12 protein-coding genes and 1 tRNA gene are annotated in these 11,239 nt (G+C 58.4%); 8 read left to right on the top strand and 5 right to left on the bottom strand.

Annotated elements, in window-relative coordinates; genetic code table 11:
* Position 1: 1 nt before the first annotated feature.
* Positions 2-1,237: a cytochrome c gene (locus M0808_RS24150; protein WP_135296200.1), complete on the top strand. Its 1,236-nt coding sequence runs from the start codon at positions 2-4 to the stop codon at positions 1,235-1,237.
* A 1-nt stretch (position 1,238) separates the two neighbouring features.
* Entirely contained in the window at positions 1,239-2,210 is a 972-nt protein-coding gene (locus tag M0808_RS24145) for an XdhC family protein (RefSeq protein WP_210558990.1), read from the top strand.
* Positions 2,211-2,354: 144 nt separating this feature from the next.
* Here M0808_RS24145 and M0808_RS24140 read toward each other — a convergent pair whose 3' ends face one another.
* Complete coding sequence (locus M0808_RS24140; RefSeq protein ID WP_134786865.1) at positions 2,355-3,638, bottom strand: FAD-binding oxidoreductase; 1,284 nt, start codon at positions 3,636-3,638, stop codon at positions 2,355-2,357.
* 184 nt (positions 3,639-3,822) lie between these two features.
* Here M0808_RS24140 and M0808_RS24135 point away from each other — a divergent pair.
* A tRNA-Val gene (locus tag M0808_RS24135) sits at positions 3,823-3,899 on the top strand.
* A gap of 524 nt (positions 3,900-4,423) precedes the next feature.
* Positions 4,424-4,879 (top strand): DUF2214 family protein, encoded by a 456-nt coding sequence (locus M0808_RS24130; protein ID WP_115989376.1) that lies wholly within the window; start codon positions 4,424-4,426, stop codon positions 4,877-4,879.
* Between the two features lie 224 nt (positions 4,880-5,103).
* Here the strand turns inward: M0808_RS24130 and csrA are convergent, their stop codons facing one another.
* Positions 5,104-5,298, bottom strand: a complete 195-nt coding sequence (csrA, locus tag M0808_RS24125) for a carbon storage regulator CsrA (RefSeq protein ID WP_003179932.1) — start codon at positions 5,296-5,298, stop codon at positions 5,104-5,106.
* Between the two features lie 250 nt (positions 5,299-5,548).
* Between csrA and M0808_RS24120 the strand changes: the two genes are divergently transcribed.
* Together M0808_RS24120 and M0808_RS24115 are read left to right on the top strand one after the other, a co-directional pair.
* Positions 5,549-5,917 carry an SPOR domain-containing protein gene (locus M0808_RS24120; RefSeq protein ID WP_247842656.1) on the top strand — a complete coding sequence of 123 codons (369 nt, stop codon included), beginning with the start codon at positions 5,549-5,551 and terminating at the stop codon, positions 5,915-5,917.
* A gap of 86 nt (positions 5,918-6,003) precedes the next feature.
* A complete protein-coding gene (locus M0808_RS24115; protein ID WP_247842655.1) occupies positions 6,004-6,915 on the top strand; it encodes a siderophore-interacting protein in 912 nt (303 codons plus the stop codon).
* 55 nt (positions 6,916-6,970) lie between these two features.
* On the opposite strand, the gene M0808_RS24110 is transcribed toward M0808_RS24115, so the two are convergent.
* The 3 genes from M0808_RS24110 to M0808_RS24100 form a co-directional block, all read right to left on the bottom strand.
* Positions 6,971-7,660, bottom strand: coding sequence for an endonuclease I family protein (locus M0808_RS24110; protein WP_003226397.1), 690 nt, complete (start codon positions 7,658-7,660; stop codon positions 6,971-6,973).
* Between the two features lie 4 nt (positions 7,661-7,664).
* Positions 7,665-7,955 carry a DUF1654 domain-containing protein gene (locus tag M0808_RS24105; protein WP_003226395.1) on the bottom strand — a complete coding sequence of 97 codons (291 nt, stop codon included), beginning with the start codon at positions 7,953-7,955 and terminating at the stop codon, positions 7,665-7,667.
* Between the two features lie 177 nt (positions 7,956-8,132).
* Entirely contained in the window at positions 8,133-9,221 is a 1,089-nt protein-coding gene (locus M0808_RS24100; RefSeq protein WP_247842654.1) for an asparaginase, read from the bottom strand.
* Positions 9,222-9,569: 348 nt separating this feature from the next.
* Between M0808_RS24100 and M0808_RS24095 the strand changes: the two genes are divergently transcribed.
* Together M0808_RS24095 and M0808_RS24090 are read left to right on the top strand one after the other, a co-directional pair.
* Complete coding sequence (locus M0808_RS24095) at positions 9,570-10,025, top strand: hypothetical protein (protein ID WP_247842653.1); 456 nt, start codon at positions 9,570-9,572, stop codon at positions 10,023-10,025.
* A 202-nt stretch (positions 10,026-10,227) separates the two neighbouring features.
* A complete protein-coding gene (locus M0808_RS24090) occupies positions 10,228-11,184 on the top strand; it encodes a sugar ABC transporter substrate-binding protein (protein WP_098964634.1) in 957 nt (318 codons plus the stop codon).
* Positions 11,185-11,239 lie beyond the last annotated feature (55 nt).

Genomic DNA, 11,239 nt, shown 5'->3' with positions numbered 1-11,239 from the left:
CATGAAGCATCTATTGACCCGCCTGACCCTGGCGGTCGGGCTGGCTGCGCCGGTGTTGTTTGCTCACGCTGATGATCAGGTCAAGCGCGGCGAATACCTCGCCCGCGCCGCCGACTGCATGGCGTGCCACACCGCGCCGGGCGGCGCGCCATTTGCCGGCGGGCTGCCGATCGTTTCGCCGTTCGGCACGATCTACGGCACCAACATCACCCCGAGCAAAGCGCACGGCATCGGTCTGTACAGCGATGACGAGTTCTTCGCTGCGCTGACCGAAGGCAAGCGTCGCGACGGGGCGAATCTGTATCCGGCGATGCCGTACACCTCGTATCACCTGGTTCCGCGGGAAGACTCGGATGCGATTCACGCGTATCTGAAAACCATCGAGCCGATCGAGCGCGCCGCGCCGGTCACGAGTCTGAGCTTTCCGTTCAACGTGCGTCCGGGCCTGATCGGCTGGAACATGCTGTACGGCAAGGCCTTGAAGCTGGAGTCTGGCGAAGGCAAAAGCGAAGCCTGGAAGCGCGGCCAGTACATGGTCGAAGTGCTCGGTCACTGCGGCGAATGCCACACGCCACGCGGCCTGCCGGGCGCGATGCAATTGGACAAGCGCCTGACCGGCGGCATCCTCAACGGTTATCTGGCACCGAGCCTGCTCGCCACCGATCTGGCGGCGCGCGGCTGGAATCAGCAGGATCTGAGCACGTTCCTCAAGCACGGCATGAGCGCCCAGGGCACGATGTTCAACGAGATGTTCCCGGTGTTCCACAACAGCACTCAGGGTCTGAACGATCAGGATCTGGCGGCGATGGCGACGTTCCTGCTTGGCGACAAACCGCCAGCGGCGAAAGAGCTGACTGAAGTGTCGCTGGACAAACTCAGCCCGAGTGCGCAACGCGGCCGTCAGGAATATTTGAACGTATGCGCCGGTTGTCATGCCGCCGGTGGTGAAGGCAAACCGCACATCGCCGTGGCCATGCGCGGCAATACCACGCTGCGCCTGGAAGATCCGCGCAACCTGGTGCGGGTGATCGAGGACGGCATCGGCGAGCAGAAATTCGCCGGGTTCGAACACATGCAGCCAATGCCGGGTTTCGCCGACAAGCTCAAACCTGAGCAACTGACTGATCTGCTGAACTACCTGCGTCAAGGCTGGGGCGGTCAATCGGCTGAACTGGCGGTGAGCGACGTGCAGAAACTGCAGGCTGACGCTCCGGCCGTCGAGCACAAGGCGCACTGACATGCAGCATCTCGATCTACAGGTTGTGCGGCGGGCACTGGAGTGGTCGGTAGCGGGGCAGCGCATTTGGCTCTGCACCGTGCTGACCACTTACGGCTCGGCGCCGCGTGCGCCGGGTTCGCTGCTGGCGGTGAACGATAGAGGCCAGTGGATCGGCTCGCTGTCCGGTGGCTGTGTTGAGGAAGACTTTCTCGAGCGCGTCGCTGAAGGTGCGTTTCTCGATGCGGTCAACGTGGTGCGTTACGGCGAAGGTGATGATCCGCGCTCGCGGGTCAGCCTGCCCTGTGGCGGCATTCTCGACGTACTGGTAGAGAAATTTGACGCCGACTGCGAGGTGCAGGCGCATCTGCGTGAACTCGAATCGGCATTGCTCGGCCAGCGCCGTTTGATTCGCGAGGTCGATCTGGCCAGCGGTGCGCGCAGTCTGTTCACTGATCGCGAGCAGGGTGCGCGCATCGAGCGCGAGATTGATCGGGTGCGGATTCGCGTCGGTGCTGCTCAGCGTCTGTTGCTGGCGGGATACTCCAGCGTGGCGCAGGCCTGTGCCGAGTTCGCGGTGGGTCTGGGTTTCGAAGTGATTCTCTGCGATCCGCGCGATGAAGTGCTCGAAGGCGTGGTGCTCAACGGCGTGGAGATTCGTCGACAGTTGCCGTCAGTGTTCATCGCCGATGGCGGCTGTCATCGCGATACCGCGGTGGTGGCGCTGACCCATGATCCGCGCATCGACGATCTGGCGATGATGGAGGCGGTGTGCACCGAGGCGTTTTACATCGGTGTCATGGGCTCGCAGCAGACTTCGCAGAAACGCTTCGAGCGCCTGCGCAGGATTGGTGGGCTGGGGGAGGTCGAGCTGGCGCGGATTCATGCGCCAATCGGGCTTAACCTGGGCAGCAAAACACCGGCGGAGATTGCTTTGGCGGTGCTGGCGGATATCTTGCGGATTCGTAGCGGAATTGCCCGAGACCAGCTCTGATAAGGGCTTGTAAATCTTAATGTGGTGAGGGGATTTAGCGAAACGTCGCACCGCCCCGATGGACTGCGCAGCAGTCCCCTTATTTTTAGGGGGGGCTGTGCGACCCGTCGGGGATAAATCCCCTCACCACAAGTGTTTCTTCAGTCAGAAACCCAGCTTGTCACGCAACCCGTAATACCACGCACCCAACGCCGCAAACGGCGTGCGAAGCAACTGCCCGCCGGGGAACGGGTAATGCGGCAGATCGGCAAACGCATCAAAACGCTCGGCCTGACCGCGCAACGCCTCGGCCAGTACCTTGCCGGCCAGATGCGTGTAAGTCACGCCGTGGCCGCTGCAGCCTTGCGAATAGTAGATGTTATCGCCCAGGCGCCCAACCTGCGGCAGGCGCGACAGGGTCAGCAGGAAGTTGCCCGTCCACGCGTAGTCGATCTTCACGTCCTTCAGTTGCGGGAACGCCTTGAGCATTTTCGGGCGGATGATCGCTTCGATGTTCGCCGGATCCCGCGCACCGTAAACCACGCCGCCGCCGAAGATCAGACGCTTGTCGCCGGTCAGTCGGTAGTAGTCGAGCAGATAGTTGCAGTCTTCGACGCAGTAATCCTGTGGCAGAAGAGATTTCGCCAGCTCATCGCCCAGCGGTTCGGTGGTGATTACCTGGGTGCCGCACGGCATCGATTTGGCCGCCAGTTCCGGTACCAGATTGCCGAGATAGGCGTTGCCGGCAACGATGATGAACTTGGCCCTGACCTTGCCTTGCGGCGTGTGCACCACCGGGTTGGCGCCACGCTCGATGCGCACGGCTGGCGATTGCTCATAGATGGTGCCGCCGAGGGACTCGACCGCAGCAGCTTCACCGAGCGCCAGGTTCAGCGGATGAATGTGGCCGCCGCTCATGTCGAGCATGCCGCCGACGTATTGATCGCACGCCACCACTTCGCGAATGCGGCGCTGATCGAGCAGTTCCAGTTGCGTGTGGCCAAAGCGCTCCCACAGGCGCTTCTGCGATTCCAGGTGTCCCATCTGCTTGGCGGAGAGGGCGGCGAACACGCCGCCGTCCTTCAGGTCGCACTGGATGTTGTACTTGGCCACGCGCTCACGGATGATCCGTCCGCCTTCGAAGGCCATCTGCCCGAGCAGTTGCGCCTGCTTTGGGCCAACCGTGCGCTCGATGACGTCGATGTCACGGCTATAGCTGTTGACGATCTGCCCGCCATTACGCCCCGACGCACCGAAGCCAACCTTGGCCGCTTCCAGCACCGTCACGCGAAAACCGTTCTCCAACAGAAACAACGCCGACGACAGCCCGGTATACCCGGCGCCGATCACACAGACATCCGTCTCCACATCATCCTGCAAGGCCGGACGTGGCGGTACGGCATTGGCCGACGCAGCGTAATAAGACTCTGGGTAAGGGGTGTTCGCCATCCTGCAGCCTCTGTTTAATATATTTTACGAGTGCGTCGATCCTACCCGAGTTGAAAAACCTCCGCCAGCCACCGGAAAAATCTTATCTGCCGGCCCGAAATTAAATATTTTGCATATTCATAGGGTTAGGTGAAAAAAAGGTGTTGACACCCCTCCGGAATTCCGTAGAATGCCGCCTCACAGCAGGCACGTAGCTCAGTTGGTTAGAGCACCACCTTGACATGGTGGGGGTCGTTGGTTCGAGTCCAATCGCGCCTACCAAACAAAATCCGCTCTGCTGGGCGGTCTAAAAGGGCCCACCGAAAGGTGGGCCCTTTTTTGTTGTCTGCGATTTGCAAAACTTTTGCAAAGCTTTTTCAAAACCCCCACCTCAGCGCACCTCTCGACACTGCATCTCTTCCGTTACCCAAGCGCTTAGCGTGTTTCGAAATAACACGACCTGCTGATATGGCGTTCTGTTCTTTTTTTGGATCCGTCTAAAAAGTGTGGATATTGAAGGGGTTACCGGTATTTTTAACCGACCGGTTATCAAAAAAATGTTGTTGCTGGTCGTGAAGTTCAGTAACATCTGCCCCGCGTTCACCACCACGGTTTATGCATTTTTAAATCCCAAGCTTCCATCAGCTGCTTGGGATTTTTTTTGCCTGCGATTTGGCGAATTCCGTTTCTGTCTCTCTGTTTCCTGCGCGAAGCTTTCCAGCCCCATTGCTGTGTGCGGGCGCAACCGGCTTTTTTCGACTACTACTGACTGGCGTTTTCCAGGGCTTTCTCAAAGGAGTTCGTCGATGCTGGTTCACTGGTTTCTCGCCGCGATTCATCTCTTGGCTTTTGCACTGGGCTTCTGGGCCGTGTTGACCCGTGGCACGGCGTTCAGTCGTCTGGCCGCTGGCGTCGGTGAGGCCAAGCGGGTTTTGCTCGCTGATAATCTGTGGGGGATTGCTGCGCTGGTGCTACTGGTGACCGGTGGCATGCGCGCCTTCGGTGGCTTTGAAAAGGGCACTGACTACTATCTGCACCAGCCGCTGTTTCATTTGAAGATGACGTTGTTCGTGCTGATTCTGCTGACAGAGCTGGCGCCGATGATCACGCTGGTCAAATGGCGGATCGCATTGGCGCGGGGCAAGGCGCTCGATACCGGACGTGCAAAGCTGTTCGCGCGGATCAGCCATGTCGAGGCGCTGCTGTTGGTACTGATGATGATTGCAGCTACCGGCATGGCGCGCGGCGTGACGTTCGGCTAGCAGGGAGCAATTCCCTGTGTCCTCTCGGAAATGTCTGACAGCCAAGCTTGGCAGTCGCAGGTAGTATCGCGCTGCTGGAGAAAGGGAGGGGAGCGAATGAAGCGGAGAAGGGATGTGTCAGGCGCCGTGCCCAGTGGACTGGGGAGCGGATGGCAATACGGCGCGTGAATCTTTAGCCAGTCTTACGCGAAGGCAAACGGACTGGCTACTGACTGCGGGGTGGCTCAGGGCGTTTGTGGCTTGTCCGGGGCGGTCAGGCCAGCCTGAATGCGCTGATAGATCTCTTCACGGTGCACGGCAACGTTTTTCGGGGCGTTGATGCCGATACGGACTTGCTGACCGCTTACGCCGAGGATGGTGATCGTAATGTCATCACCAATATTTATGCTTTCACCGACTTTGCGGGTGAGTATCAGCATGGTCTTCTCCTTGATTGCTTTGTAGGGCACCTGATTCAGACAGTGCAGAGGTCGGTGGTACGTATAGATTAGTGCGAAGTCTCACGGTTTGGGTGCCTCTTTCTGACGCGCAGATGCGGCATTAATTCCCAGGGCGTAACTATACAGAGGCTGCAATCATCAATCTCGTTGTTTTGTGCCCATTTTGCGGGCCTCGCGAAGTATTTATGAATGTTAAGATCGCCGCTTTGTGATTTTCGAGGAAAGCGTTGTGCGCAAACTGGTCTGGATGGTCGCGGCACTGGCATTGGCGGGATGTGGTGAAGGCAAGAGTGTAGACGTGCAGAAGCCGAAAACGGCAGTCGCGGCCGCACCTGCGGCGGCGTCCGCCCCGCAATGGGACCTCGAAGTACGCGGCGAAACGCCTCAGGCTGTCAGTGACCTGAGTGGCTGGTTGATCGAGCATGCGTTCGTGCCGACCGTGATCAAGGACAGCAGCGGCAAAACGCGGATCCTGATTGGTCCGTTCAACTCCCAGGACGACGCGCAAGCGCGCAAGGTAGAGGTGGATGCGGCATTGGTGAAGGCCAAGAAGCAGAACGTCGAGTCGGTGATCGTCGAGCATCCGCTCGCGCCGTAAGCAGCACTTTCAGCGGAGCGGCCTAAAGGACATCGCGGGCGATTCGTCTTATACGAGTCAATCACGATTTCCCGAAGGAGCTCCGCATGGCCTCCGCCGCTCCCTACAAACTCTTCAATGCGGTTTTGCACCGCAAGACGCTGGTGAGTCCGCACATGATGCGGATCACGCTCGCCGACCCTTCGATAGGTGGCATGGCCACTTGGGCGCCGGATCAGCGCGTCAAGCTGTTCTTTCCTGCTGAGGATGGAACTCCCGCAAATCTTGCGCAGGAGGAGGGCTGGTACGCGCGTTTTCGTTCGATGCTGGCGAGCCGGCGGCCAGCAATGCGCACCTACACCATTCGTCATTTGCGCGCCGAGCAAGGCGAGGTCGATATCGATTTTGTTCTGCATGGCGAAACCGGGCCCGCGTCGCGCTGGGCGCTGCGTGCGCAGCCAGGAGCGTCTATGCAGATTCTCGCTCCTGACAGCGGTTTTTCCGCGCAGGATGCCGGAGGGTTTGAATGGAAACCGCCGCAGCTGCTCAAGGAGGTTTTGCTGGTGGCGGATGCCACGGCATTGCCGGCCGCCATGGGCATTCTTGACGAGTTGGCTGCCATGGCTGAACCGCCTCAGACTCAGGCTTACTTTGAAGTGGACAGCGCACCAGACATGCTCCCGGTGCCGGATTGGCCTGGGCTGTCGGTGCAGTGGCTGGTCCGCGATCAGACGCCAGAAGTAGTGGCTGGGGCGCTGATGGTAGAGGCGGTGCAGCAGGCGTTCCTGCCGGCAGAGGATTCCTCGGTCGGGCAAGCTGCCGAACTCGCCGAAGTCGATATCGACAAAGACATACTCTGGGAGATCTCCAACACGGCCCCTGAAGGATTTTATGGCTGGATTGCCGGAGAAAGCGCGGCGGTCATGCGTCTGCGCAAATACTTGATCAAGGAATGCGGTATCCCGCGCGAGTCACTCAATCTGATGGGCTACTGGCGCTACAACAAAGCTGGCAGCTAAAAGCCAAAAAGGCCTCGAACACCACGTTCGAGGCCTTTTCTTTTGGACTGAAGGATCAGCCGCAGGCTTTCAGGTTTACCGGGCCGACGAATTCATTGCCGCGTCCCATCACGCACGCCACGCTCTGATTGCGTTGACGTTCCCAGTCCTGCACTGGATAAGTTTTATCCCACGCCTCGTACAGTTGCCGATCCTGTTTTGACAGGCGCAGGCCGTATTGCTTGCTCATGTAGAAATAGGTGCGCGCGATCATGCCGCGAATCGACGGGCGCGGCATGACCTTCTTGGCCTTGAAGTCGACCTGGGTCAGGCACGAGCCGTACTGCCCGGATTGCACCGGCAGCCAGCCATAACTGAAGTTGCTGCGGTCACCGTTGACCTCACCAATGCTCGGCACCAGGTTGTGCAGGTCGGCTTCGGCTTTCTGGTAGCTTGGGTCATAGCGGGTGCAGTTCTTGCGCCCGCCCGACTGCCAGCATTGACGCTGGTGACCGAACTCCCACGCCGGGACGATGTGTTCCCATTCGATGCGTGAAGCACGCTTGGCATTTTTACGTGGTACGTAGCCGCAAGCCTTCAAGTCCACCTTGTTGCCGGTGTACTTGCACCCGCAGTAAAACTCGGTGGACTGCGGTGCATACAGTTTCCAGGCGGCCTTTTTGGCCTCGGTAAAAGTGCGGGGCGCGCCAGCCTGGGCGCCAAAAGCGATGAACAGCAGCAGCAAAGCAAAACAGCGGACACTCATTGAATCAATCTTCCTTCGGCACAACCCAAAAAATCTGCACGCCGCCATCGTCGCGATAGGCGAGTGTGACGTTGTCGTTCTCGTCGATTTCCTCGAGCAGTTGCTCCCATGCATCCACAGGCTCGTCCGGCAGACGAAAGATCAGCGCGGCTTTGGCTTTTTGTGCGGTAGGGGAATTGATGATTTTCTGAACGCGCATGCCCATGCGTTCGTAAGCGTCAGGAGCATCAGGAGAGGTGGCCACGAGGTTATCCTTATTAAGCTGTACGTGCATACAGTATTTAACTGTAAGCATTTTCGCAACTGCTTAAAATTCAAGAAAATCCTCTGACAGCGCTTTTCCGCTTTTGGTGTAAGTCGGGTCGATTATTTTGTACGAAAAAGTCGCGCTCAGCGTAAGTGGCATCACCACCCGCCGGACGGGCGAGTGGTGAGCAGGTTGCCCGACCCGAAAGGGTCAGGCGAGGGCCAATCAATATTCCCAGAACATCCGCTGCAGTTCTTTGCTGTCGTTGGTTTTGGTCAGTGCGACCATGGCCAGGATGCGGGCCTTTTGCGGGTTCAGGTCGTGAGCGACCACCCAGTCGTACTTGTCGTCAGGTTGTTCGGCGTTACGCAGGACGAAGCCGCCGGCGTTGACGTGGGACGAGCGGATGATCTGCACGCCGTCTTTACGCAGGGCTTGCAGGGATGGCACTACGCGCGAAGACACCGAACCGTTACCGGTACCGGCATGGATGATCGCTTTGGCGCCGGCCTGGGCCAGAGCCTTGTAAGCGGTGTCGTCGACGTTGCCGTAGGAGTAGGCGATTTCTACGTCAGGCAGGCTCTTGATGTTTTTGATGTCGAATTCCGAATCCATGGTGTGACGCTTGGCCGGCAAGCGGAACCAGTAGGATTTGCCTTCAACCACCATGCCCAGCGGACCCCAAGGGCTTTTGAACGCCTCGGTCTTGATGTTGATCATTTTGCTGACGTCGCGACCGGACTGGATCTCGTCGTTCATGGTTACCAGCACGCCTTTGCCGTGCGCTTCTTTGCTGCTGGCGACGGCGACAGCGTTGTACAGGTTGAGCATGCCGTCCGCCGACATGGCGGTGCCCGGACGCATCGAGCCGACCACGATGATCGGCTTGTCGGTTTTTTCCACCAGGTTCAGGAAGTAAGCGGTTTCTTCCAGGGTGTCGGTGCCGTGGGTGATGACGATGCCATCGACGTCTTTGCTGGCGGCTAGCTCGGATACGCGGCGACCCAGTTGCAGCAGGTTGTCGTTGGTGATGCTTTCCGAAGCGATCTGCATGACTTGTTCGCCACGCACGTTCGCCAGTTTGCTCAGTTCGGGGATGCCGGCGATCAGTTGTTCAATTCCGACTTTGGCCGCTTGATAGGTGGCGCTGTTGGCTGCGCTGGCGCCGGCACCGGCAATGGTGCCGCCCGTGGCAAGCACCACGACGTTGGCGAGTTTGGTCTGGGTTTCGACTTCTTTTGCCTGAAGGGCGGTGGGCAGGAGCAGGAGGAGGGCCAAAGCGCCCGGAACCAAGGTGTTGAAAGCAGATTTCATTATTTTTCTCTCTAGTAGTGAGACGGTGCTGATGCAGGTTCATCTAGATGCGCCCCGAGCCGATCTGAATGCCCGGGGTGCAGGCTAGGGAGCAGGATCTGTACCAGTGCTACTTTGCTTTAGAGAAATGTTTAACCTGATGATTTATATCAATATTTTGTAAATTTGCGGATTCTTGAATGAATGGCTTATCCGGGTTTCCGAACAAAGTAAGCTTTCGTGTTCGGTTCACCGAAAGGGACTACACCTCCTGGCGACCGCAACGGCTTGCCGGTTCAGGTTTTCTGCTAAAGAAACCCGTCAGCAGGCCGATGGCTGTGGAAGGAAACGTTTATTTAGGGAGTTCACATGTCACTGACGATCGGTTTTTTAAATCCCGGCTCAGTCACCATTGGCGGTAAAACCGCAGCGACAATCAATGCAATGAACCAGGCGGAAGCAGATGCGGCCGACGAGGCGCTTGGCGTTGAAAAAGAACCGAGCAATCAAGTTCGCACCGGTGGTCCCGCGCAAGAAGCCAGCAAGGCGGATAGCGCTGACAGCGGCGACAGTCTGAGCGTCACCGTAAAAATGTTGCTCAAGCGCATGCAGGAATTGCAGAAGCAACTGCAGGAGCAGCAACAGCAACTGGCGGCGGCTCAGGCGGCGAGCTATCCGACGCCCGAGGCCAAATCACAGGCGGTGATGTCCGTTCAGGGGCAGATCGCGCAAACCAGCGGCGCGCTGATGGAAGTCGCAGCGGCACTGGTCAAGGAAATGTCCAAGGATTCCACCAGCGGCAACCTGGTCAGCACCACGGCTTAAGCGGTAAGGGGTGAATCAGACGATTGCGCCCCGCAATACAACAACGATTTCTGATTGTTGACAAATGTCGGCGGGATTCGCATAGTTCGGTCTACGCAAACGTTTGCGCGGCTTCCCCGGTGCACTATTATCCGGAAGAGAGCGCTGAAGCTTACGCCAGCGCGAGCGTTGCTCACAATAATCATAAGATCGGAGTGAACCCATGAAGCTGCCATTCGCTGGACGTCTTCTTGCTGTCGCTATGCTGGCTGCCGCAGCCGCCGCACTACCTGTCTCTTCGGCTTTCGCCGAGTCCCCGGAAAAACCTAAAGTCGCACTGGTCATGAAATCCCTGGCCAACGAATTCTTCCTGACCATGGAAGATGGCGCCAAGGCCTACCAGAAAGAACACTCCGCCGACTTCGACCTGATCTCCAACGGCATCAAGGACGAGACCGATACCGCCGGCCAGACCCGCATCGTCGAGCAGATGATTCTGGCCAAGGTCAACGCGCTGGTCATCGCACCGTCCGATTCCAAAGCCATGGTGCCGGTGATCAAGAAAGCCGTCGATGCCGGCATCACTGTGATCAACATCGACAACCAGCTCGATCCGCAGATCGTCAAAAGCAAAAACATCAGCGTGCCATTCGTAGGCCCGGACAACCGCAAAGGTGCGCGTCTGGTCGGCGAATACCTGGCCAAGCAACTGAAGGCCGGTGACGAGGTCGGCATCATCGAAGGCGTGTCCACCACCACCAACGCCCAGCAACGCACCGCAGGCTTCAAGGATGCGATGGAGGCGGCGCAGATCAAGGTTGTCTCCTTGCAATCCGGTGACTGGGAGATCGACAAGGGCAACAAGGTTGCTGCTTCGATTCTCAGCGAATACCCGGATGTGAAAGCGCTGCTGGCGGGTAACGACAGCATGGCCGTTGGCGCTGTTTCCGCTGTGCGTGCTGCCGGCAAGGCGGGCAAGGTCCAAGTGGTCGGTTACGACAACATCAATGCGATCAAGCCGATGCTCAAGGATGGTCGCGTACTGGCGACGGCCGATCAGTTCGCTGCCAAGCAGGCCGTGTTCGGTATCGAGACTGCGCTGAAAATCCTCAAGGGCGAAAAAGTCGAGAGCGGCGTCAATGGCGTGATCGAAACGCCAGTCGAGTTGGTCACTAAGTAAGTCTTCCGGCGACACAACGGCGCTCGTCCGTCCGGACGAGCGCATGGAGAGTTTT

The organism is Pseudomonas sp. MWU12-3103b (genome assembly GCF_023100615.1).
In the GTDB taxonomy this organism is placed as follows: Bacteria; Pseudomonadota; Gammaproteobacteria; order Pseudomonadales; family Pseudomonadaceae; genus Aquipseudomonas; species Aquipseudomonas putida_A.
The sequence above is the reverse complement of the archived record's forward strand: the minus strand, read 5'-3'. Positions and strand labels throughout refer to the sequence as shown.